Raw genomic sequence first — 21273 nt, forward strand, 5'->3', positions numbered from 1 at the left:
GTCATGCCGTCTGACCTGCAGCGGGTCGCGCGCGGGCTCGTCGACTGCCTCGACGAGGTGCCGCAGGTGGTCCAGCACCTGCAGCGCACCGCCGACCGCTGCCGCGAGAACGCCCAGGTCGCCCTGATGGCGTCCCGCGGCCACGCCACGGTCGCCGCGCAGCAACTCGACGCGGCCGCCCGCGCCTGCGAGGCCGCGGCCCACTACCTGTCGATGGCACCTCCGAAGACCCGCGCCTGGGCCGAACGCCTGATCGGCGACACCCGTACGACAAACCGCCCCGCGACCGACTCCGCCGACCGCAACAAGGCGACCGGTGGACGCGGCGACGTCGCCGAACGCGACTCCAAGGGCCGCACCAAACGCCTCACCGCCAGCTGCGAAGACCTGGACCTCCCCGAAGACAGCGAGCCACCCCTCATCACCGTCGCCCGCAAAGCCTTCGAAAAGTTCCGCAAGCAACAAGACAAAGACGACGAAGACCGCGACCTCCCCGAGGAACCCCTCGAGCTCGAGATCACCGTCACCGAAACCGGGGAGTTGACCATAGAGGAACGCGACGAGAAGGAAGACCAGAAACGCGAGGACCACCTCCTCCAGGACTTCCAGATCGCCGTAGACCTCACCGAACCAGTCAAGAACCTCCTGGCCGCCATGGCCGACTCCCAGGAACAAACCTGGGACCACGTCCTTCTGACCATCACCCCCGACCGAGTGGAAGCCACCTTCGACTACCCCGAAGACCAGCGTCCGCAACCCATCGTCGTCGACATCGAGCTTCCCGACCTTCCCAACCCCGAGCCCTTCGACTTCGACCCAGCCTTCGGCCTCCGCCCCCTGGGCCCCGACTTCGGCACGGGCGTCCACGATCCGCAGGTGAAGTTCGAACCGAAGGAACGACTCATCGCCGACAGACTCGCCGAGGAAGGCTGGCGCGTCGACGCTCGTCCAGAGAACCACGGCGTCCATGGGCAGAAAAACCCGGACGCCGCGCTGCGGCGGAACGGGGCCGACAAGGGCCTGATCGTCGAGTTCAAGACGCTGGACAGGGCCTCACTCTCCGCGGTGAAACGCAACATCCACAAAGCGACCGAGCAAGTCGGATCGCTCGGTGAGATCTTCATCGACGGCCGGAAGGTCGGCCTGTCCGAGCCGATGGCCGAGCGTGGATTCCGGATGGCCTGTGGTCAGCCCGGCAAGACGGTATCGGCGATTGTTCATGTCATTCTCGGTGACGGGCGGTTGGTCACCTTCACGAAGGAGCGGTGATGTCGACGAGCGACGATGTGTTTCTGGCGACGGACGAGCCTGTCGAAGGGGTTGCCGAGTGGCTGGCGGATGTGCTCGCCCTGGAGGCGGTCGCCGATCCGGAGTTGAAGGACAACGAACTCCTCTTCCGGGCCTCCGCCCGAACTGCTCAGGGCGACCTCGGCGTTCTGGTGTCCCCGAACAACTATGTCGAGGTCGACCCCGAACCGGAGGAGATCTCGGCACTTGATCGCTATTCGATCGACCTCGACATTCGTCTCGTCGGACGCAAGGACGAAGACCTGCAACTGCGCGAGACCAAGGCACTCTTCGGCGAACTGGTAGCCGCCCGCCCCGACGTACCCATGCTCCTGGTGCACAACCTCGACACACTCGTAGCAGCCCATCTGCCTGGCGTGGGCACCAACACCTTCGACCAGTTGATCAGCCCCGATGCCCCAGACATCGACACCTGGCGCCCCTGGGTCGTCAGCTGATGTCTGTTGTCGACTGTGTATTCGTGGCGGTCGCCGAGTCGCCGGGGCACGTGGCTGAGTGGTGTTGGTGCACCAAGTGACGATGCTGGTCGCGGCTTATCTGCCAGCCGCGGGGTCGCACTATTTCGGTCCCGACGTCACCGTCGACGATCCTGACATCGACACCTGGCGGCCGTGGGTTGTCGGTTAGGTGGCGGTCGAACACCAGTGCGAAGTGCGGAAAGTTCTGTGGAATCGCGTCATGAAGTTCTGTGGGGGGCGTCACTCTTGTGAACCCCTCCCCACAGGGAAGTGGACGTGATTGTTGTGGACTGTTGTTCTTCGATGTCGCTGATGGGAACGCGCCGGCCCGCTAGGCGGGTGCATTGAGATGTCCGATCCTGTTCCTCAACGTTGCCGCGTACGGGTGTGGTTCGGAGACCACGTCGTCGCGGACTACCGGGCGGAGGCCGAGCTGGCCGAACGCTACGCAGTGGCCATGGCGCGGCGGTTCGCCGGCTTGCGCGTGACCAATGATCCGATCCCCGAATCCGACTCGGGCCCGGACCGTGCGTTGCCGGGCGAACGGCTTTGGGAGGTACCCCCGAAATGACGTCCCGTCGGTTCCGGCTGATCCGCCATCATGACGTCTCCGGTGTCAGCGGCACCGGGCCTCGCGACAGCGGTTCGTACGGCGGTGCGCGCCGGCCGGCTGGTCGTCGTACCGGGTGTCCGATGAGCCGGACCGGTTCCGGCGCCGCCGACCCGGTCTGATCCTGGGCCCTTCCGGTACCGGCAGGCCCGAATCCCATTGCACAAGGCATCGGGTACGACGTGACTCGGGCCCAGCCGGACTCGCGGTATCGGCTGGGCCCGAGGGCTCTTCGATGCGGCTCTACTCCATCGCCTGCGTCACGTCGAGGTTGTAGTAGGTGGCCGGCCCGTCGCACAGCTCCATCATCTTCGCCGCGTACTCACTGGTATCGCTCCGGTTGGAGTTCTCCATCGCCTCGTCGTACGACGCGAACTGGACGATCGCGAAATAGCGCCCCGGTTCGTCCCGGTCGGCACAGGTCATGGCGGAGATCGGGGCGGCGCCCTCGCCGGAGGCCTCACGGGTCGTGCGGAACTCGTCGATGAGTGCCGCGACCTCGTCCGGCTTCGACGTCCGGTACTCGATGATCTGAACGAAACCAGCCATGTGTCCCCCTTGCCCAGGGCCCCCAATTCGGCGCCTCCTCTGTCGAGAGTGCGCCCGGATCCTCGCCACCGCAAGGGCTACTGCATCACGAAGCGTTCGGGTACCGAACGACAGGAGGTGTTGGCTGCCGCTGGTCACCTTGCCGCCTGGTTTGAGGCCGGACGAGGGCTTGACCGAGCACTACCTCCTGTCGTTCGGTTCTGCCTTTAGCAGAGGCGGGTGGGATTTGCCGGGGTGGACTGATTGGCTGGTCGTGTGGAGATACTGATACTCGGCGGGACCGCCTGGCTGGGTCGTGAGATCGCGACCCAGGCGCTGGCGCGTGGGCATGCGGTCACCTGTCTGGCGCGCGGAGAAAGCGGTGAGGTGGCCGACGGCGCCACGCTGATCGCGGCTGATCGCAGTCGACCGGACGCGTACGACGCTGTGCCCGACAAAGACTGGGACGCGGTGTTCGAGGTGTCGTGGCAGCCAGGGCTCGTGCGTGGGGCGCTGGCGGCATTCGGGACGAAGGCGAAGCACTGGACGTACGTGTCCTCGGTCAACGTGTACGAGAAGTACGACACGCCCGGTGCTGACGAGTCCGCCGTACTGCGGGCTCCGACCGAGCTGGACGTCGTCGACCGGGAGCAGTACGGCGAGGCGAAGGTGGCCTGCGAGCTGGCCTCGGTCGAGGCGGTCGGGGATCGGCTGGTGATCGCGCGAGCCGGGCTGATCGGCGGGCCGGGGGACAGGAGCGATCGCGCCGGGGCGTGGGTGGCCAGGGCGGCCCGGGCGCCGGAGGAGCCGATGCTGGTGCCGGACACGCCGGAGCTGGCCACGGCCGTCATCGACGTACGGGATCTGGCTTCCTGGTTGCTGGACTGCGCGACCGAGGGGCGGACCGGGATCTTCGACACGCGCGGCCCGGTGGTGCCGTTCGGGGAGTGGATCGAGTTGGTGCGTGAGGTCGGCGGTCACGCCGGGCCAGTGGTGCTTGCGCCGCGGGAGTGGCTGGAGGAGCGGAAGGTCGAGCAGTACATGGGGCCGGATTCGCTCGCGATGTGGCTGACCGAGCCGGGGTACGAAGGCTGGTCGAGTCGCAGCGGCGCGGCGGCTCGGGAGGCTGGGCTGACGCATCGGTCGCGGCGCGAGTTCCTGGCGGACACACTGGCGTGGGAGCGCGAGCTCGGCCTGGAGCGCGATCGCAAGGCCGGTCTGAGCCCCGCGAAGGAGAAGGAGTTGATCGAGTCACTGGCGACGTAGAGAGTGGGCCTATGCGGTTGGTGCTGATCTCGGACACTCATCTGCCGGTACGGGCGAAGAAGCTGCCGGAGCCGGTCTGGGACGCGATCGACCGCGCCGATGTGGTGATCCACGCCGGGGACTGGGTGAGCGTGGCGCTGCTGGACGAGCTGGAGGCTCGTGCTGCCCGCCTGATCGGGTGCTGGGGCAACAACGACGGGCCGGAGTTGCGGGCGCGGCTGCCGGAGGTCGCCCGGGTGAGTCTTGACGGGCTGTCGCTCGCGGTGGTGCACGAGACCGGGCCGGCCAAGGGGCGCGAGGAGCGGTGCGAGAAGGCGTACCCGGGAGTGGACGTGCTGGTGTTCGGGCACAGTCACATCCCGTGGGACACGACGAGCCCCGGTGGGCTGCGGTTGCTGAACCCAGGATCGCCGACGGACCGGCGCCGGCAGCTGTACTGCACCTACCAGACGGCGACCATCGCATCCGGCCGACTGGAAGAGGTTGCTCTACACAACCTTTGACGGTTGCGGTTGGCAACAGTTGACCAGGCGACGCCGGTCGGGCGTGAGGTAGTGACCGCCGTACCACCGAGTTACGGCGTACCACTCACGCCCGGCCGGCTTCGCCGTACCAGGGTTCAGACGTTGGCTGCTTCCTTGACCCGGGTCTTGAGACGGTCGCGCACCTCTTCCGGCGTGTACGCGCGGCGCTTCCGCTCGCCCCGCGCGATCACCACGCCCGTTGCGGCCACGCCGACGAGCCCCGCAAGTCCTACCACCTTCCATACCTTCATGGCGACTAACCTAGCGACGTGGACAGCCGGATTTCACTGGATGACGCTACGGAACTGACACGAACAGGTGACATTTGGCTGTTTCGCGGCGGCAAAGCCGCGGATCGGGCCATTCAGTTGACCACGAACAGCCCGATCAACCACGTCGGCATGGCGATCGTCATCGAGGACCTGCCGCCGCTGATGTGGCACGCCGAGCTGGGCCGGTCCCTGCCGGACATGTGGACCGGGAAGCACCATCGCGGCGTACAGCTGCACGACCTGCGGGACGCGGTGCTGGTATGGGCGCGGAAATACGGTCAACGCGCGTGGTTGCGGCAGCTGGATCACCCGGTCACCCGGGAGATGGAGGACGCCGTACTGCGCACTGTCGCGCGCCTCGACGGTACGCCGTTCCCGTCGACGGCCCGGCTGGCATCGCGGTGGATGTGTGGACGAGTCCCGGCGTTTCGGCGTGGATCGCGTGAGCTCGAGCTCGAGTCGGCGTACTGCGCAGAGGTCGTGGCCGTGACGTACGAGGAGATGGGGTTGCTGCACGGGCGGTCGCCGAACTGGTACGACCCCGGCCGGTTCTGGAGCGGCGACGATCTCAAGCTGTCGCACGGTGCCCGGCTGGGCGAGGAGATCGCGGTCGACATCCCAGCGCTCTGAAAACTGTCGGAGCCGTGTGATTGGGTTGTTTCCGGGTCGGTAACCGAGCCGGAGGAGGCGCCGCGGGATGTATGCCGTCATCGACACCGAGACGACCGGCCTGCTGCCAAGCCATCGGCATCGGGTCATCGAGATCGCCGTTGTCCTGCTCGATGCCCGCGGCCAGGTGGAGCACGAGTGGGTGACATTGCTCAATCCGCAGCGCGATATGGGTCCGCAACACATTCACGGGATTCTGACCGCCGACGTGCTGGCCGCGCCGGAGTTCGGTGACGCGGCGCGGGAGCTCGGTGGGTTGCTCGCCGGGCGGATGGTTGTCGGGCACAACGTCGAGTTCGATCTCGGGTTTCTGCGCGCGGAGTTCGCCCGGCTCGGGTACGCCGTACCCCTGATCACCGAGCGCTCGATGTGCACGATGGCGCTGGCCGGTTATCTCTATCCGGGCGCGAAACGGACACTCGGCGCGTGCTGTGCGGCGGCCGGGATCTCAATCGAGGGCTGGCACTCGGCTCTGGCGGACACTCGCGCGACAGCGCAGCTGTTTGCCCACTATTTGCAGGCGTTTCCGTCACCGCCGCCGTGGCAATGGGCTTTTGAGGAAGTCCGGCGGTTGCGGTGGCCTGACCTACCGGGGGCGGATTTCACGCCGACGGTGCGACCAGTGCATGCCGGCGGCCGGCATGGGTGGATGAGCCGGATCGTCGACCAGTTGCCGCGGGTGCCCGAGCCGCCGCAGGCCGACTCGTACCTCGCGCTCCTCGACGGCATCCTCGCCAACCGGGAGATCACCGCGGCCGACGCCGACCAGCTCGTCCAGGTCGCGACCGAGCTGGGGCTGACACGGTCGGAGGTTCAGGAGCTGCATCGGTACTACGTCTCCGCGCTGGCCGAAGCGTCGTGGAGTGACGGTGGGATCACCCAGGACCAGCGCGGTGATCTCGACAGGGTCGCGGTGATGCTCGGGCATCGTGCGTCCGACGTGGATGACGCGTTGCTCCGGGCGAGCGCCGGGCGTTACGTCGTACCAGCTCGCCCTGGCGCCCAAGGCTTCCCGCCGGGGAGCACGCTAGTGTTCACCGGCGACATGATCGAGCCGCGCGAGGTGTGGTGGGACCGCGCGGTCGCCGCCGGCTTCGTACCCCAGGAAGCCGTCCGCCCGGACACGACCTTCCTGGTCGCCGCCGACGTCGACAGCCTGTCGGTCAAGGCCCGCGCGGCCCGCGCGTACAACATCCCCATCATCTCCACCGAAGACTTCCGCCGCCTCCTGCCAACCCCCCACACCGCCACCGATTCACCCCCACCCGAACGCCGACCCGCCTAACCCACCCACCCACCCGCCCGGCTGACCGAGGCGCCCCATCCACCCACCCCCGGGCTGACCGAGGTGCCGACGACCCAGGCCGGTGCTCGGCGCGTCCTCGAAGTCGCCGCGCAGAGCCGGCGAGTCTGACGTCACGCCGTACCTGGCCGATCAGTAAGTGGCGTGGGGACGGGCGTCGGCTGCCCGGCCTATGTCGGTGGCGGTTCTCGGCCGGCCTGCTGAGGGTGGCGGATAGAGTGCCGGTCTGTGGAGCTTCAGGAGTTGGCACAGCGGATCTACGCGACCGCACATCTGACCGGCGAGTTCGTGCTGCGGTCGGGGCAGGTCACCGGGGAGTACTTCGACAAGTACCGCTTCGAGGCGGATCCGGTGTTGCTGGATGCGATCGCCGAGGCGATGGTGCCGTTGGTGCCGGCTGACACCGAGGTGCTCGCAGGGCTGGAGATGGGAGGCATCCCGGTGGTGACCGCGCTCGGGCGCCGTACTGGACTGCCGTGCGCTTTCGTGCGCAAGCGGGCCAAGGAGTATGGAACCCGCCGCCTCGCCGAAGGAGCCGAGACCTCCGGCCGCCGGGTAACCGTCGTCGAGGACGTCGTCACCACCGGAGGCCAAGTAGTCCTCTCCACCGAGGAACTCCGAGCCCAGGGCGCCACCATCACCCACGCCGTCTGCGTCATCAACCGCAACCCCACAACACCAACAGCCCTGCTCGAAGCCGGCCTCACCCTGCACGCCCTCTTCAACTCCGAAGACCTCGCCGCGTCCACCACCCGCGCAGCCGGTTGAGCTCGTGCCGGGGACTTATCTGCGCGCGCTTCGCGTGTGAGGATCTCGTCGGTCGCGCGCGCAGCGGACCAGACCGAGCCCGGCGGAGGGGTTGTGCCGGGCTCGGCTGTGGGCTATTCCGCGTTGTCGGCGGTTTCGCGTTCTATCTCGAAGCGGAGTTGCTTGCCGGAGCGGATGCGTTCGATCGCGGCCAGGCAGGCGGCGTCGCTCATGTGGACGCCGATCTCACCGAGCTTGTGGCGCAGCACCAGGGCGGCGTCTTCCGCCGACCGGGAGCTGGACTCGTTGATCGCTTCGATCGTGGTGGCGGTGAGCTTCTCGCGGATGTCCGGGTGAACCTCGTGGATCTCGTGCGTGATTCTGAACTCCGTCATCGCGACTCGCTCTCCCTTCGCCCGTGTGGACTGCCGCTACATCCAGCGTAGTTCCCGGTACCCACTTCGCGCGCTCAAGCGAGGACGCGATTTACGAATCCTTCAAGTCGGGAGTGGAGTCGCTCGGCCCGAATCTCCGGGGAGGCGGTCTCGCCCTGCGGTACGTCGACGTCGCGCAGCCCCCGCACGTACAGCGAGCAGGCGAGGTCCGCGCAGATGTACAGGCCTACGGTGTTGCCCTCCCGGCCGGCCGCACCGGCGCGGCGCGCCGCGAAGAGGGCCACGTCGGTCACCTGGTGTGCGGTGTAGCAAAGGTCGCACAACCCGGTCCCGCGGCGCGGCTTACCGGTCGCCTGGGTGTTCAGTGCGATCCCGGTGACGCCGCCGTCTCGCCGTACGACGAGGTACCCCCGGTTGGGCGCTTTCGGATCGCGCCAGCCGAGGTAGTCCAGCGAATCCCACGGGAGCTCGGCGAACCCTCGCGGGAGCGTCATCGCCTTGACCAGGCTCTTGGACGAGTTCACGAACGAGCGCCTGATCTCCTCCGCGGTGAGCGGTTGCACGACAATCCTCCATTCCTTCGACCACACATCACACCTGCCGCCCGCCGTACCCGCAACCGAATATCAGCTAGTTGCCAGTGGCAACGGTCAACTGCCGGCTGGTCGTCCGGCGCGTGTCCTGGTTGCCCGCGCCGGACCCGGAATGCGGACACCGGGGGTGGACAACTGGGCGCATCGGGTGAAAAGTAGACTGTGCAAACTTCAACTATAATACCCTCTGGAGGAAGACTTCATGGTCAGCGAGTACGCCGCTCTGACCGGTGACTACACCATCGACACCGCGCACAGCCGGGTCGGGTTCGTCGCCCGGCACGCGATGGTGACGAAGGTGCGGGGATCGTTCAATGAGTTCGAGGGGTCGATCCACCTCGACGGGGAGAACCCGGAGAACTCGTCCGGGCGGGTGACGATCCAGGCCAAGAGCATCGACACGCGCAACAGCCAGCGGGACGACCACCTGCGCGGCAACGACTTCCTGGACATGGACAACCATGCGGAGATCACGTTCGTGTCGACCGCGATCAAGCAGGACGACGACACGAACTTCACCGTCACCGGTGAGCTGACCGTCCGCGGGGTGACGAAGTCGATCGACATCCCGTTCGAGTTCACCGGGTCGGCGACGGACCCGTTCGGCAATCAGCGGGTCGGGCTCGAAGGCTCGGTCGTGATCAACCGCAAGGACTACGGCGTCAACTGGAACGCGGCGCTCGAGACCGGCGGCGTCCTGGTCAGCGAGAAGGTCACACTCGAGATCGAGGTCTCCGCGATCAAGAACAGCTGACCTGATCCCCGCCGAGGTGGGCCAAGGCCCGTGGGTGATCACAAGTCACCTGGTCAGATCAGAACCCCGCGTGTGACCACGCGTCACGCGCTCAGGATGCAGCCCCGTGGGTGACCAGCGGTCACCTGCGGGGCTTCATCTTTGTGGGTTTGTGGAGGTGGGATCACGATCGGGGTGGGGGTGGTTGGCCGGTACGGCGGGGTGGGGAGACTGGGATTAAGTGCCGGCTAGGTCGAGGGGTCCGCCGATGATCGACACGAGGTTAAGGCGTTGGTTGGCGCCGCTGTTCGGGCGGCGGCGTGCCGGACGGCGTACGCCTGAGGCATTCCGGACGCGCGGGACGAGTTCGCGGGTGAGCCGGCTGGCGGCGCGCTACGACGCTGACGTCGACGCGGCGTTGCTGCGGATCTGGCCGAAGGCGCGGATCTATCACGACCGCGAGTACACGCGGGACCGGGCCGACTTCCTGCTGGTGGTGCGCGGGCGTGGCGTGATGGTCGAGACGAAGGTGAAGAGTGACCCCGGTGTGTTCCGTGGCTCGACGCTTCCGCCGCTGCTCGAGCGGTTGCAGCGCGACGGGCGGCGGCTGGTCGTCGTACTGAATCAAGGTGACCCGACGCCGGCTCGCGAGTTGGTCGCGGGGGCGTTGGGTGACAAGGGATGCGTCGTGGTCTGGTCGGGGCCCGAGCATGACGGCGAGCTGCGCGATGCGGTCGAGGCTCTGCTGCATCAGATGGTCCGCCATCCGTGATGCCAGCAGCGCGGAGAAGTGGTTTCTCCGCGCTGCTGCGGCTCCGGGGCGCGAGGTGTGCCGGATGGCAGCGAACCGGAGACGATGTGACCGGCGATCATGCCGGGTGCTGGCGCTTGCCCAGTGAAGGTGACCGAAGCGGCACTCTCTGGGCTGTGCCCGGCAGGACGCTGGTGTCAGCGGGCGTTGGGTGGGTCAGCACGCGTTGGGAGTGGTGCTGCCGCCGTCGACTACCCAGCGACCTTCGAGTTGCTGGACTCGCATCTCGTCGAGCCAGCGGGTCGGAGTGGAGGCGGGAAGAACGGCGCGGCCTTTCGCGTCGACGGTGCGGGCTTGCGTCGTGTCGTAGCACGCGCTGACGATCACACCGCTCGACGCGAGGGTGCGCTTGGCCCAGAGCACCTTCGTGGCGCCCGTGTTGTGCAGTCGCTTGGTCCGGTAGTACTTCGCCTGCACGCTGATCGACTGGAACAAGGTCGGCGTCATCACGGGCGCGAGGTGTTTCGTCTTCCGGCCGCCGCTGCGCATCATCAGGTCGAGGGCGACGCGGTACTCGTAGTACGCGTTCACGACCGGGTCGGCCTGAGCGGCGCTGCTGACCTGCTCGGTGAGTCCGTTCTTCGACGCCTTCTTGGCGCCGGGGGTCGAGGCTGCGACGTCCGACGAGTTGTCGTTCCCGCAACCGGCGAGCATCAAAACCGGGATCAGCGTGGCGGTCACCGCCAGGTTCCGAATGCGCATGATGGTCCGAACCTCCTGTCGGGCGCGGCAGAGCCGCTCGCGCCGTCGGGCACCCAGGTGTGCACTGAAGCAGCGCACGCCGTCCGGCACTGACCGTGTAACGCTACGGCACGGAAGGTGGTCACTGTGACCTGGGTCACGTCGCACCCCTACCCGGGTACGGGGTGCGATTTGGCTCCGTGGCCGGAGGTACGGCGGACCGCTGGTTTCTAGCGTGGATCTCAGGATTTGAGACCCGAGGAGAGACATGACGGACATCCGAACCACCACCCGGACTCACCCGGCGAGACCGCTCACCGGGGACGGGCCGTTGCCCGGCCGGCTGCTGAGATCAATGGGGTACGACGCTCGCCTGGTCGTATTCGGCGTGCGGACGATGGCGGACGCGGTGACCGGCGAGAACCGCACCGAGCCCTGGCGACGCGAACAGCTGGCGCGGTCGGTGGAGCCCGAGCGGGTGGGGGCAGAGCGGGTAGAGCGTGCAGGCGGTAGGTCGGGGTTGTCGGTGGGGGCCGAGCGTGCCGGCGGCAGGTCGGGCCGGTCGGTGGAGCCGGAGCGGGGTGAGGGTGCGGGCGTTGGGCCGGGGCCGTTGTTTGGGTTTGGGTTGGTTAGTTCGGTGTTGGGGCTGGTGAGTTGGTTCTTGCTGGGGTTGTTGGGGCTGGCGGTGGTGCGGGGGGTGTTCTACGGGTTCGTGGAGAGGGGGCCGGTGGGGCCGGGGACGTGGGGTGGGCCGACGTTGGCGGGCGCCTGGGTGGCGCATGCAGTGATTTCGGTGCCGATCGTGGTGGGGTTGTTGTGCGCGATGGGCGGGATCAGGATGCTGCATGGGCGGCTGGTGCGGCGGCTGTACGGGCTGGGTGGGAGGTGGGTGCTTCCGGCAACCATCGGGGTGTGCGCCACCGGCATGCTGCTGATGTGGTCCTGGATCCAGCAGCTGTGAAACCGAGCGGACTAGGGTCCCGGACGTGACCGCTTACGCATGGCCCCGCGGGCGGTGGGGCTGGGCCGCCGGGTTCGGCGTCGCCGCGCTGGTGTTCCTCACCGCGCTGGACCTGAGCCAGCACTACCGCGCTCCGCTGGGGGCCGAACTCGCGTTGGGGCTAACGCGAGGACTGTCGCTGGCGTTGGCGTGGCTTCGGCCGCGGGTCGCGCTCTTCGTGTCTCTGGTCGTCACCGGGATCACGGCCGCGGTGACTGTGCCGAACGCGGGTGAGCCCTGGCCGTGGGGGACCACCGCGGCGTTCGGCACCTGCTTGGTCCTGGCGATCGTCGGTGCGCGGGGACTGGAACGGCATGAGGTGCTGACGTGGTGGATCATCATCCAGGTCCTCGGAGTGGGCGTGACTGCCTTGGCGCCCGACCGGGGCGGCTGGAGCGGGCTGTTCGTGATGGCTGTGCTGTCGGCTGCCGCGCTCGTCGTCGCCGAGCTGCTGCGGTCTCGGGCGGAGGTACGTCGCCTGCTGGCCGAGCAGGAGGTCATCACCAAGGAGGAGCGGGCCGAGCGGAGCAGGTTGCTGGAGCGGGCGCGGATCGCGCGTGAGCTCCACGATGTGGTCGCGCACCACCTCTCGGTTGTGGTGGTGCGTGCGGATAGTGCACCGCATCGGCTGCCCACGCTGCGGGACGACGTACGGGAAGAGTTCGTGGAGATCGCCGACGCGGCGCGGGCGTCGTTGACGGAGATGCGCCGAGTGCTGCGGTTGCTGCGCGAGCCGCTCGAGCAACCGCCGCTGGGTGAGCTAGGTCCGCAGCCGGGGTTGGAGCAGTTGGAGGAGCTTGTCGCGAGTACCAGGCAGGCGGGGGCCGACGTACGCCTGGAGGCCGGTGTGCCGACCGGACTGGATCCTGCGGTGGAGTTGACGGCGTACCGGGTTGTGCAGGAGGCGCTCAGCAACGCGGTGCGGCATTCGCCGAGGTCCAGCGTCCAGGTGACGGTACGGCGTGACGGCGGTGAGCTCACGCTCGAGGTCCGGAATGGTCCGGCGCAGTCGGATGAGCGGCCGGTGCGGGGGAGTGGGCAAGGCTTGGTGGGGATGCGGGAGCGGGTGGCACTGCTGGATGGGACGGTGAGCGCGGGGCCGACCCCGGAAGGCGGTTACCTGGTGGAGGCGTCGATACCGGTGGGAGAGGAGGTGGCGAGTGGCGATCAGGGTGCTGGTGGTTGACGATCAGGAGATGGTGCGGGCCGGGTTCAGTGCGCTGCTGGACGCGCAGGCGGATCTCGAAGTCGTCGGCCAGGCAGGAGATGGGGCCGAGGCCGTCGCATTGGCGGCTGAGTTGCAGCCGGACGTGATCCTGATGGACGTCCGGATGCCCGTGATGGACGGCCTGGCCGCGACCCGCCGCATCCTCGCGGCAGGAGACCCGCAGGCGCGGGTGGTCATGTTGACGACGTTTGATCTGGATGACTATGTGTACGCCGCGCTGCGGGCGGGGGCGAGTGGGTTTCTGCTGAAGCACTCGACGCCGGATGAGTTGGCGGGTGCGGTCCGGGTCGTGGCGGCGGGGGACGCGTTGCTGGCGCCGTCGGTCACGCGTCGTCTGGTGGAGGACTTCGCTCGGGTGCAGCCGGTCGTGCCGATCACGCCCGTCCGGCTCACGCCGCGCGAGACCGACGTACTGCGGCAGGTCGCGCGCGGGCTGTCCAACCGGCAGATCGCGGCCGAGCTCGTGCTGGCGGAGCAGACGGTGAAGACGCACGTGAGCAACATCCTGACCAAGCTGGACCTGCGGGACCGCGCCCAGGCCGTGGTCTACGCCTACGAAGCCGGTGTGGTGACGCCGGGCCCACGCCACTGAGGGAGGACACATGGAGGCGCTGGAGCGGTTGCGGGAGCTGTGTCTCGCGCTGCCCGAGACGACGGAGCGGCTGAGTCACGGGGAGCCGACATGGTTCGTGCGGGACAAGAAGGTGTTCGTGATGTTCGCGAACCAGCATCATGACGACCGGGTCGGGCTGTGGTGCGCGGCGCCACCTGGGGTGCAGGAGTCCTTGGTGGAGGAGGACCCCGAGCACTTCTTCAGGCCGCCGTACGTCGGTCATCGCGGCTGGCTCGGGGTCTACCTCGATGTCGAGGGCGTGGACTGGGACCACCTGGAAGACCTCGTCGAGAGTGCCTACCGGCAGATCGCTCCCAAGACGCTGATCGCCAAACTGGATGCCCTCTAGGCGGTGTCTGACGGACGAAGGCCGCGAGGATCGGCAGATAGGGTGACGCGGTGAGTAACGGTGAAGTGGGGTCGCGGCTGGCGATCGCATTGGCGTTCGGCAGTTCGGCGGCCGTGATGGTGCTGGAGCTGGTTTCGCTGCGGCTGGTGGCGCCATACATCGGGCTGACGCTGGAGACGAACACAGCGGTCATCGGGGTCGCGCTGGCCGCGATCGCCACCGGTGCGGCGTGGGGTGGCCGGTACGCCGACGCCGTACCGCCGCGGAAGACGCTGGGTCCGCTGGTGCTGATCGGCGGTGCCCTGGTGATGCTGATCCTCCCGGTCGTGCGCTGGACCGGTGAGTCACTGCGTGGTGGCGGCACCGATCTGGTGTTCCTGGTCCTCGCGGTAGCCCTGTTCGCACCGGCGGCGCTACTGGCGGCTGTGACGCCGATGGTGACCAAGCTGCGCCTGGCGACGCTGGCGCAGACCGGTACTGTCGTCGGCCGGCTGTCGGCGTACGCGACTGTCGGTGGCATCGCGGGCACGGTGCTGACCGGGTTCGTCTTCGTGGCTGAGGTTCCGGTCAGCACGATCTTGCTCACCCTCGGCGGGCTGCTCGTGGTCTCCGGTGCCGCGCTGACCGTCGTACTGCGAGGTGCCCGGACGGCTGTGAAACCGGTGGCCCTCGCACTCATCGGTGCCACGCTGACTGTGGTTGCGCCACGCCCGTGTGAGGTGGAGACGGCGTACCACTGCGCCCGGGTGGCGGCGGACCCCAACCGCGAGAGCGGGCGCACTCTGTACCTGGACCAGCTCCGGCACTCGTACGTCGACCTGAACGACCCGACGCACCTGGAGTTCGACTACATCAAGAGCTTCGCGGCCGCGATCAACGGGAACTGGCCGGACAACCGGCGGCTGGACGCGCTGCACATCGGCGGCGGTGGACTGACCATGCCGCGCTACCTGGCCGCGACCCGGCCGGGTAGTCACAACAAGGTGTACGAGATCGACGGGGCCGTCGTCGAGCTGGACAAGAAGGAGCTCGGGGTGCGGACCGGGCCGGATCTGGACGTCACGGTCCGCGACGGCCGGCTCGGCATCCGGTCCGAGGCGACGGACAGCGACGACCTGATCATCATGGACGCGTTCAGCGGTGTGTCGGTGCCGTGGCACCTGACCACGCGCGAGCTGGTCGCGGACATCCGCCGGGTGTTGCGACCGGACGGTCTCTATCTGGTCAACGTGATCGACTTCGGCGAGGCGAAGTTCGCCAAGGCCGAGATCAAGACCCTGCAGGCGGAGTTCGCGCACGTCACCGTGATCGCCCCGACCAACGAGGCGGGCGGCAATTTCGTGCTGGCCGCCTCGGACCGGCCGATCGACCAGCAGGCGATCGCGTCCCGGCTCGGGCCGGCGATGGAGATCATGCCCGACCCGGCGGAGTTCGCCGGCGACGCGCCGATCCTCACCGACGACTACGCACCGGTCGACCAGCTGCTGACGCCGTTCACCAGTTGAGCCGAACCACCCCGGAGTTGTGCTCTCGGGCCGGGGCTTGTTGCATGTTCCCATGCACTCACGCGCAGGCCAGCCCGCTCAGCCAGAGGACCTCGTCGACGTCGACGCGCTGCTGAAGGCGTACGACGACATCACTCCCGACGTGCAGAATCCTGCCCAGAAGGTCGTCTTCGGTACGTCGGGACATCGCGGCTCGAGCCTGGACGGCGCCTTCAACGAGGCGCACATCCTGGCCATCACCCAGGCGATCTGCGAGTACCGCGCCGGTGAGGGGACGTCCGGACCGCTGCTGGTCGGCCGGGACAGTCACGGGCTGTCCGAGCCCGCCTGGCGGACCGTGCTCGAGGTGCTGGCCGGCAACGACGTACAGACGCTGGTGGACAGCGCGGACCGGCTGACACCGACACCTGGGGTGTCGCACGCGATCCTGCGGCTCAACCGCGGTGCCGGCGCCGGTGCCGACGGCATCGTCATCACGCCGTCGCACAACCCGCCGCGGGACGGCGGCATCAAGTACAACCCGCCACACGGAGGTCCGGCCGACTCCGATGCGACCGGCTGGATCGCGGCCCGGGCCAACGAGTTGATCGCCGGCGGCAACCGGGAGGTACGGCGCAGGCCGTTCGAGCAGGCGCGGTCGGCGGCGGGGGAGTACGACTTCGTCGGTCACTACGTGGACGACCTGCCCTCGGTGCTGAACCTGGACGCGATCCGCACCGCCGGCGTGAAGATCGGTGCGGACCCGCTCGGCGGTGCCAGCGTCGACTACTGGGCCGCGATCGCCGAGCGGCACGGCCTCGACCTGACCGTGGTCAACCCGCGGATCGACCCGGCCTGGTCGTTCATGACGCTGGACCACGACGGCAAGATCCGGATGGACTGCTCCTCGCCGTACGCGATGGCCTCGCTGGTCGCGCAGCGGGACCGGTACGACGTGGCCACCGGCAACGATGCGGACGCGGACCGGCACGGCATCGTCACGCCGGACGCGGGGCTGATGAACCCGAACCACTACCTTGCCGTCGCCATCTCGTACCTGTTCAGCAACCGGCAGTGGGGTCCGGAGGTCGCGGTCGGCAAGACCCTGGTGTCGTCGTCGCTGATCGACCGGGTTGTCGCGGACCTGGGCCGGCGGCTGTGGGAGGTGCCGGTCGGTTTCAAGTGGTTCGTGCCCGGCCTGGTGGACGGATCGGTCGGCTTCGGCGGCGAGGAGTCGGCCGGAGCGAGCTTCCTGCGCTTCGACGGGACGGTGTGGACCACCGACAAGGACGGCATCCTGCTGGCGTTGCTGGCGAGCGAGATCACCGCGGTCACCGGCGAGACGCCGTCACAGGCGCACGCGAAGCTGGTCGAGCGGTTCGGTGCTTCGCTGTACTCGCGGGTGGACGCACCGGCCACGCGCGAGCAGAAGGCCAAGCTGTCGGCCCTGTCGGCCGACGCGGTCACGGCGACCGAGCTCGCGGGTGAGCCGATCGTGGACCGGCTGACCAGCGCACCGGGCAACGGCGCCGCAATCGGCGGGTTGAAGGTCACCACGGAGTCGGCGTGGTTCGCAGCCCGTCCGTCCGGCACCGAGGACCTCTACAAGATCTACGGCGAGTCCTTCAAGGGCGCCGACCACCTCGAGCAGGTGTTCGTCCAGGCCCGCGAAGTCGTGTCCCAAGCGCTGGGTTAACGCACGAAGGCGTCGAGCAGCCGGTCCAGGTCCGCGGCGGGGTCGTTCGTGAGCCCGCTGTGGATCGGCCCGGGGTGTACGACGGTACTGCGCGGTGCGGCGAGCCAGCGGAAGCGTTCGCCGATCCGGGTCGCCGCGGCCGGTCCGCCGTCCGGATCACCCGCGCAGATGGCCCGGATGTGCTCCAGCGACGCACACACCACGTCCACGTCGACCGCGGGGTCGAGAGCCCTCAGACGCGCCGGTTCCACGTCCCAGGCCGCACCCAGGAAGTCCAGCGCACGGCAGTACAGCACCGCGCCGACGTTGACGAACTCACCGCGATGGATCCGCGGCGCCGCCCGCAGAATCACGTAGTCGAAGGGAACCAGGTCGGAACTCACCGCACACCCCCCGGCAGCCAAGCGGACCGGTTCTTCAACCGGGCGGTCAGGTGACCGAGGTAGCGGTCCCGGTCCCCGTCGTCGATCCATTCGTCCGGAACGAGCGCGATGACCTCGGTCAGCAGATCCTCGGTGATCAGCGACGCCAGCTCCGCGTCCACCGCCGGTACGTCGGGTGTCGCGACCGAGAACACGTGGTCCGAGGCGTCGTACGGAAGCGCGGCGAACTTCTCGGCCGTCATCCAGGAGTGGTGGAAGTACAACGCGGCTCCGTGGTCGATCAGCCAGAGGTTCTTGTGCCAGACCAGCAGGTTCGTGTTCCGCCAGGAGCGGTCGACGTTGGCGACGTACGCATCGAGCCAGAGGATCCGGGCCATCCCTTCGTCACCGGGGTTACCGGCCGAGCCGTCGTACCCGAAGGCGCCGGGGAGGAAGTCGACGGCCAGGTTCAGGCCGGCGCTGCGCAGCAGCAGTTCCTGGATCTCGAAGTCGGGCTCGGACTTGCCGATCGCGGGGTCGAGCCGCATCAGCTTCAGGTCTGGCACCCGCAGCCCGAGCCGGCGGAACAGCTCGCCGACGATGACCTCGGCGACCAGTGCCTTCGGGCCCTGGCCGGCACCGTGGAACTTCAGCACGTAGGTGCCGAGGTCGTTGCCCTCGACAACACCAGGCAGCGAGCCGCCCTCGCGCAACGGCAGCACGTAGCGGGTCGCGGTGACGGTCGGCAGGCTCACCCCGCAGAGCCTAGTCGGCACCCGTTTGTGACCGGGTACCGGCCGAGGGTGAAACGTCCTTCCATCGGAGTAGAAGAAGAGCTCCTGCTGGTCTCCGCCACCGGCGAGCCCCTCCCACGCAGCAAGGCCGTCGTGGCGGACGTGCAGGACCTCGACATAGCCCTCGAGCTGACCCGGGCCATGGTGGAGATCAACTCCCCGGTCTGCGACACCGCCGGCGAACTGCGCGGCTGCCTGACCGAGATGCGCGGCAAGCTCGCCCAGGCAGCCGCTGAAGAGGGTGCCCACCTGCTGGCGATCGCAGTGCCGCCGCACGGCAAGGCTGCCCAGCCGATCACCAACAAGCCGCGCTACCGGGAGCTGGCCAACCAGTGGGGGTTGCTGGCCCGGGAGCAGAGCGTCTGCGGGTGCCACGTGCATGTCGACGTACACGACAAAGAAACAGCTGTCAGAGTGAGCAACCACCTCCGGCCGTGGTTGCCGACGTTGCTCGCGCTCACAGCGAACTCACCGATCTATCTGGACCAGGACACAGGCTTCTCGAGCTGGCGGTGGCTGATGACGACACGCTGGCCGTGTGCCGGTCCACCGCCGTACTTCGAGTCCTTGGAGCACTACGACGCACTGGTGGCTGCGCACCTGGCGGCCGGGACCCTCATCGACGAGCAGATGGTCTACTGGGACATCCGGCCCTCCTCGCACCTGCCGACGGTGGAGGTGCGGGTGAGTGACATCCCACTCACCGTGGACGAGACAGTGCTCCTCGCGACCCTCGTCCGCGCGCTGGTGATGACTGCGCTCGAGGACGGGTCACAAGGTCCGACCCTGGAGCCTGAGGTCCTGCGAGCCGCCTACTGGCTGGCCGCGCGTGACGGGATCACCGGCAACGGACTCGACGTCCGCAGTGCCGAACCGATGCCGATGATCGACGTGATCAAGCGGCTGCGCGAGCACGTCGAGCCGGCTCTGCAGGAACTGGGTGACTCCGACGTGATTGACGACACCCTGCAGCGGGTACTAGCCACCGGCAACGGAGCCGTCCGCCAACGCAAGGCCTTCCGTGAGGGTGCCAACCTCATCGCCCTCACGGAAGTCAAACCTTAGCTACGCAGGAACGCTTCCAGCCCGTGCAGGTCATCGGTGTTGATGTGGTCGACCCCTGCCGCCTCCAGCTCGCTCCACAACGCCTCGCGAGCGGCACCGCGTACGTCCGGTGTCGCCCAGAACCGCACCCGATAGCCGGCGCGGTGAGCCTGCACCACGATGTCGTGCAGTTTGGTCCGCTCGGCGGTCGGCATCGGGCCGATGCCCTTCCAGGTGAAGTGGTTGGTCCAGTTGTCGCTCACCAGCGGCATCAGCGACGCCGGCATGCCTGATCGCAGGTCGCTCAGCCGGCCGTCGTACCCGGCGTACCGGACCTTCTGGGCCTTCAGTACGTCGAGAGGCCGGTTGCCGCTGATCACCGACGTCACCGCGCCCTTGAGCACGCGCCCGTTGATGAACACCGTGCTGATCCCGCGGTACTTCGTCAGCTCCTTGTCGATCGCGGCGTACGTCGACGGGCCGTCGCTCTTGATGTCGATGAGCAACTGGAAGTCGCGCCCATGTTTGTAGACCTGCCCGTGGTTCTGCCGCACCCGGTCGGCCAGCGGCTTGAGGTAGAGGGTCTCCAGGTTGCGCCCTGGTACGGCGTCCGCCAGGTCATGGGCGACCCGCAGCTCGCCGTCGACCAGCCACACGTCCGCCTCGACACTGTTGAACCCACGGTCCAGCGCGTCCTGCAGCGGCCGCCGGTGCTCGTAGTCGTTGTGCGCATGTGCTGACGGCAGCGCGCGTACGGCGGGAGCGTCGTACGCGCGAGGCAGGCGGAAGCCCTCCGACCGTACGACGTCACGCAGCCGGTCGGGATAGTCGGTGATGATGCCGTCGACGCCCTTGTCGATCAGGGACCGCATGGTCGCCGGGTCGTCGATGGTCCACGGGACGACCTTCATGCCGGCCTGGTGCGCGGACTCGACCATGTCGGCGGTGACGTACGGCCGGTAGTTCGAGTCGGTGATCTTGCCGTCCTGCGGGAAGCCGTGCACCGGTGAGATCGCGGACGCGCCGAACGACCTCGTCGCCTTGACCAGGTCGCCGCCGAAGTCGTCGATGTCGAGCCCACCCAGCCACGGCGACTTCCCCGGCTGACCGACCTGGAGGAAGTCGTAGTTCGTCAGCGCGACCAGCGGCAACTCGGGGGCGACCTGGCCCATCCGCATCAGCGCACCCCAGTCGAAGCTCTGGATCGTCACCTGCCGGGCGATCCGGGCCTTGCGGACCTCCTGCGCGACGACCTGCACGAACTGCTCACGCGGCGCGGTCTCGGACGGTGCGCCGGCTTCGACCTTCGTCTCGATGTTCAGCTTCACGCCGTACGCGTGGAACCGGTGGACCAGGGCGAAGACGTCGCGCAGCTCGGGCATCTGGGCGCCCGGGTCGGGCTGCTGCCCGGGGTGGTTCGGCAGCGTCTGCGAACCACAGTCGAGCTGCTTGACCTGCTTGAGCGTGAGGGTCTTGATGAACTTCCCGACATACGGGTACTCGGGGTCGCCCGGGGTGTAGGGCGCGGTGTCCTTGCACTTGGTGCCGGAGATCTTGCGGTCGTGGGTGACGACGGCGTGGCCGTCCTCGGTGATCTGGACGTCGAGCTCCAGCGTGCTGACGCCCAGTTCGAGGCCGTGCGAGAAGGACGCGATCGTGCTTTCCACCGTGAGCCCGAGGCCACCGCGATGGGCCTGGATGTCGAAGTCGCCGCGGGAGGCGGCCGCCGGAGCGGCCGGCAGCAGTCCGGCGACGAGGGCAAGCGGAAGCAGCGCGCGGGTAAGGCGACGCATGTGGGGTCTTCC

Annotated in this window: 26 protein-coding genes; 18 read left to right on the forward strand and 8 right to left on the reverse strand. The window is 68.1% G+C overall.

All coding sequences use genetic code 11. The features are described from left to right. Positions 1–3 precede the first annotated feature (3 nt). From AB0F43_RS30010 to AB0F43_RS30025, 4 genes are all read left to right on the forward strand, one after another. Complete coding sequence (locus tag AB0F43_RS30010; protein ID WP_360484207.1) at positions 4–1269, forward strand: hypothetical protein; 1266 nt, start codon at positions 4–6, stop codon at positions 1267–1269. Next, positions 1269–1745 carry a hypothetical protein gene (locus AB0F43_RS30015; protein ID WP_360484210.1) on the forward strand — a complete coding sequence of 159 codons (477 nt, stop codon included), beginning with the start codon at positions 1269–1271 and terminating at the stop codon, positions 1743–1745. Before AB0F43_RS30010 ends, AB0F43_RS30015 begins: the two co-directional genes overlap by 1 nt. A gap of 370 nt (positions 1746–2115) precedes the next feature. Continuing rightward, entirely contained in the window at positions 2116–2337 is a 222-nt protein-coding gene (locus AB0F43_RS30020) for a hypothetical protein (RefSeq protein WP_360484213.1), read from the forward strand. After that, positions 2334–2498, forward strand: a complete 165-nt coding sequence (locus AB0F43_RS30025; protein ID WP_360484215.1) for a hypothetical protein — start codon at positions 2334–2336, stop codon at positions 2496–2498. Before AB0F43_RS30020 ends, AB0F43_RS30025 begins: the two co-directional genes overlap by 4 nt. Before the next feature lie 121 nt (positions 2499–2619). Here the strand turns inward: AB0F43_RS30025 and AB0F43_RS30030 are convergent, their stop codons facing one another. Beyond that, the gene (locus tag AB0F43_RS30030) at positions 2620–2925 is read right to left on the reverse strand and encodes a hypothetical protein (RefSeq protein WP_360484218.1); all 306 of its coding nucleotides are present in this window, start codon (positions 2923–2925) and stop codon (positions 2620–2622) included. A 255-nt stretch (positions 2926–3180) separates the two neighbouring features. On the opposite strand from AB0F43_RS30030, the gene AB0F43_RS30035 reads away from it, so the two are divergent. Both AB0F43_RS30035 and AB0F43_RS30040 read left to right on the forward strand, forming a co-directional pair. Further along, positions 3181–4170, forward strand: a complete 990-nt coding sequence (locus AB0F43_RS30035; protein ID WP_360484221.1) for an oxidoreductase — start codon at positions 3181–3183, stop codon at positions 4168–4170. Between the two features lie 11 nt (positions 4171–4181). After that, entirely contained in the window at positions 4182–4673 is a 492-nt protein-coding gene (locus AB0F43_RS30040; RefSeq protein WP_360484224.1) for a metallophosphoesterase, read from the forward strand. A gap of 116 nt (positions 4674–4789) precedes the next feature. Here AB0F43_RS30040 and AB0F43_RS30045 read toward each other — a convergent pair whose 3' ends face one another. After that, complete coding sequence (locus AB0F43_RS30045) at positions 4790–4945, reverse strand: hypothetical protein (RefSeq protein WP_360484227.1); 156 nt, start codon at positions 4943–4945, stop codon at positions 4790–4792. A 117-nt stretch (positions 4946–5062) separates the two neighbouring features. On the opposite strand from AB0F43_RS30045, the gene AB0F43_RS30050 reads away from it, so the two are divergent. The 3 genes from AB0F43_RS30050 (at position 5063) to AB0F43_RS30060 (ending at position 7706) form a co-directional block, all read left to right on the forward strand. Further along, positions 5063–5596 (forward strand): hypothetical protein, encoded by a 534-nt coding sequence (locus AB0F43_RS30050; RefSeq protein WP_360484230.1) that lies wholly within the window; start codon positions 5063–5065, stop codon positions 5594–5596. 67 nt (positions 5597–5663) lie between these two features. Next, positions 5664–6920, forward strand: coding sequence for an exonuclease domain-containing protein (locus AB0F43_RS30055; protein WP_360484233.1), 1257 nt, complete (start codon positions 5664–5666; stop codon positions 6918–6920). A 246-nt stretch (positions 6921–7166) separates the two neighbouring features. Beyond that, a complete protein-coding gene (locus AB0F43_RS30060; RefSeq protein WP_360484236.1) occupies positions 7167–7706 on the forward strand; it encodes a phosphoribosyltransferase family protein in 540 nt (179 codons plus the stop codon). A 113-nt stretch (positions 7707–7819) separates the two neighbouring features. Here the strand turns inward: AB0F43_RS30060 and AB0F43_RS30065 are convergent, their stop codons facing one another. Continuing rightward, entirely contained in the window at positions 7820–8080 is a 261-nt protein-coding gene (locus AB0F43_RS30065; protein ID WP_360484239.1) for a hypothetical protein, read from the reverse strand. Positions 8081–8154: 74 nt separating this feature from the next. After that, positions 8155–8643 carry an FBP domain-containing protein gene (locus AB0F43_RS30070; RefSeq protein WP_360484242.1) on the reverse strand — a complete coding sequence of 163 codons (489 nt, stop codon included), beginning with the start codon at positions 8641–8643 and terminating at the stop codon, positions 8155–8157. A 232-nt stretch (positions 8644–8875) separates the two neighbouring features. Here AB0F43_RS30070 and AB0F43_RS30075 point away from each other — a divergent pair, with 232 nt between their 5' ends. Together AB0F43_RS30075 and AB0F43_RS30080 are read left to right on the forward strand one after the other, a co-directional pair. Further along, entirely contained in the window at positions 8876–9427 is a 552-nt protein-coding gene (locus AB0F43_RS30075; RefSeq protein ID WP_360484245.1) for a YceI family protein, read from the forward strand. Between the two features lie 352 nt (positions 9428–9779). Next, positions 9780–10178, forward strand: coding sequence for a hypothetical protein (locus tag AB0F43_RS30080; protein WP_360484248.1), 399 nt, complete (start codon positions 9780–9782; stop codon positions 10176–10178). A gap of 195 nt (positions 10179–10373) precedes the next feature. Here the strand turns inward: AB0F43_RS30080 and AB0F43_RS30085 are convergent, their stop codons facing one another. Further along, entirely contained in the window at positions 10374–10919 is a 546-nt protein-coding gene (locus AB0F43_RS30085) for a hypothetical protein (protein ID WP_360484250.1), read from the reverse strand. A 247-nt stretch (positions 10920–11166) separates the two neighbouring features. Here AB0F43_RS30085 and AB0F43_RS30090 point away from each other — a divergent pair, with 247 nt between their 5' ends. The 6 genes from AB0F43_RS30090 to pgm are packed head-to-tail and all read left to right on the forward strand — an operon-like array spanning position 11167 to position 17268. Then, complete coding sequence (locus AB0F43_RS30090) at positions 11167–11859, forward strand: hypothetical protein (RefSeq protein WP_360484253.1); 693 nt, start codon at positions 11167–11169, stop codon at positions 11857–11859. Between the two features lie 25 nt (positions 11860–11884). Further along, a complete protein-coding gene (locus AB0F43_RS30095; RefSeq protein WP_360484256.1) occupies positions 11885–13084 on the forward strand; it encodes a sensor histidine kinase in 1200 nt (399 codons plus the stop codon). Next, positions 13059–13718: a response regulator transcription factor gene (locus AB0F43_RS30100; protein WP_360484259.1), complete on the forward strand. Its 660-nt coding sequence runs from the start codon at positions 13059–13061 to the stop codon at positions 13716–13718. Before AB0F43_RS30095 ends, AB0F43_RS30100 begins: the two co-directional genes overlap by 26 nt. A 10-nt stretch (positions 13719–13728) precedes the next feature. Further along, positions 13729–14088 carry an MmcQ/YjbR family DNA-binding protein gene (locus AB0F43_RS30105; protein WP_360484262.1) on the forward strand — a complete coding sequence of 120 codons (360 nt, stop codon included), beginning with the start codon at positions 13729–13731 and terminating at the stop codon, positions 14086–14088. Between the two features lie 50 nt (positions 14089–14138). Beyond that, positions 14139–15593, forward strand: a complete 1455-nt coding sequence (locus AB0F43_RS30110) for a fused MFS/spermidine synthase (protein ID WP_360484265.1) — start codon at positions 14139–14141, stop codon at positions 15591–15593. A 52-nt stretch (positions 15594–15645) separates the two neighbouring features. Then, on the forward strand, positions 15646–17268 hold the full coding sequence (gene pgm / locus AB0F43_RS30115; protein WP_360484268.1) for a phosphoglucomutase (alpha-D-glucose-1,6-bisphosphate-dependent): 1623 nt from the start codon (positions 15646–15648) through the stop codon (positions 17266–17268). On the opposite strand, the gene AB0F43_RS30120 is transcribed toward pgm, so the two are convergent. After that, positions 17265–17651 carry a DUF3037 domain-containing protein gene (locus AB0F43_RS30120; RefSeq protein ID WP_360484271.1) on the reverse strand — a complete coding sequence of 129 codons (387 nt, stop codon included), beginning with the start codon at positions 17649–17651 and terminating at the stop codon, positions 17265–17267. The two genes, pgm and AB0F43_RS30120, sit on opposite strands and share 4 nt — an antisense overlap. Continuing rightward, the gene (locus AB0F43_RS30125; protein ID WP_360484274.1) at positions 17648–18385 is read right to left on the reverse strand and encodes a HipA family kinase; all 738 of its coding nucleotides are present in this window, start codon (positions 18383–18385) and stop codon (positions 17648–17650) included. Before AB0F43_RS30125 ends, AB0F43_RS30120 begins: the two co-directional genes overlap by 4 nt. Before the next feature lie 48 nt (positions 18386–18433). Between AB0F43_RS30125 and AB0F43_RS30130 the strand changes: the two genes are divergently transcribed. Further along, positions 18434–19489 carry a glutamate--cysteine ligase gene (locus tag AB0F43_RS30130; protein ID WP_360484277.1) on the forward strand — a complete coding sequence of 352 codons (1056 nt, stop codon included), beginning with the start codon at positions 18434–18436 and terminating at the stop codon, positions 19487–19489. On the opposite strand, the gene AB0F43_RS30135 is transcribed toward AB0F43_RS30130, so the two are convergent. Next, on the reverse strand, positions 19486–21261 hold the full coding sequence (locus tag AB0F43_RS30135; RefSeq protein ID WP_360484280.1) for a glycerophosphodiester phosphodiesterase family protein: 1776 nt from the start codon (positions 21259–21261) through the stop codon (positions 19486–19488). The genes AB0F43_RS30130 and AB0F43_RS30135 overlap by 4 nt on opposite strands. Positions 21262–21273: the final 12 nt, after the last annotated feature.

Origin of the sequence: Kribbella sp. NPDC023972, assembly GCF_040639075.1 — a bacterium.
GTDB lineage: Bacteria > Actinomycetota > Actinomycetes > Propionibacteriales > Kribbellaceae > Kribbella.

Excerpts from the sequence above, each read along its gene's own strand:
- AB0F43_RS30105 (WP_360484262.1), top strand. The coding sequence starts at position 13,729 with ATGGAGGCGCTGGAGCGGTTGCGGGAGCTGTGTCTCGCGCTGCCCGAG.
- AB0F43_RS30090 (WP_360484253.1), top strand. The coding sequence starts at position 11,167 with ATGACGGACATCCGAACCACCACCCGGACTCACCCGGCGAGACCGCTC.
- AB0F43_RS30085 (WP_360484250.1), bottom strand. The coding sequence starts at position 10,919 with ATGCGCATTCGGAACCTGGCGGTGACCGCCACGCTGATCCCGGTTTTG.
- AB0F43_RS30015 (WP_360484210.1), top strand. The coding sequence starts at position 1,269 with ATGTCGACGAGCGACGATGTGTTTCTGGCGACGGACGAGCCTGTCGAA.
- AB0F43_RS30075 (WP_360484245.1), top strand. The coding sequence starts at position 8,876 with ATGGTCAGCGAGTACGCCGCTCTGACCGGTGACTACACCATCGACACC.
- AB0F43_RS30040 (WP_360484224.1), top strand. The coding sequence starts at position 4,182 with ATGCGGTTGGTGCTGATCTCGGACACTCATCTGCCGGTACGGGCGAAG.
- AB0F43_RS30020 (WP_360484213.1), top strand. The coding sequence starts at position 2,116 with ATGTCCGATCCTGTTCCTCAACGTTGCCGCGTACGGGTGTGGTTCGGA.
- pgm (WP_360484268.1), top strand. The coding sequence starts at position 15,646 with ATGCACTCACGCGCAGGCCAGCCCGCTCAGCCAGAGGACCTCGTCGAC.
- AB0F43_RS30065 (WP_360484239.1), bottom strand. The coding sequence starts at position 8,080 with ATGACGGAGTTCAGAATCACGCACGAGATCCACGAGGTTCACCCGGAC.
- AB0F43_RS30025 (WP_360484215.1), top strand. The coding sequence starts at position 2,334 with ATGACGTCCCGTCGGTTCCGGCTGATCCGCCATCATGACGTCTCCGGT.
- AB0F43_RS30010 (WP_360484207.1), top strand. The coding sequence starts at position 4 with ATGCCGTCTGACCTGCAGCGGGTCGCGCGCGGGCTCGTCGACTGCCTC.
- AB0F43_RS30135 (WP_360484280.1), bottom strand. The coding sequence starts at position 21,261 with ATGCGTCGCCTTACCCGCGCGCTGCTTCCGCTTGCCCTCGTCGCCGGA.
- AB0F43_RS30055 (WP_360484233.1), top strand. The coding sequence starts at position 5,664 with ATGTATGCCGTCATCGACACCGAGACGACCGGCCTGCTGCCAAGCCAT.
- AB0F43_RS30030 (WP_360484218.1), bottom strand. The coding sequence starts at position 2,925 with ATGGCTGGTTTCGTTCAGATCATCGAGTACCGGACGTCGAAGCCGGAC.
- AB0F43_RS30045 (WP_360484227.1), bottom strand. The coding sequence starts at position 4,945 with ATGAAGGTATGGAAGGTGGTAGGACTTGCGGGGCTCGTCGGCGTGGCC.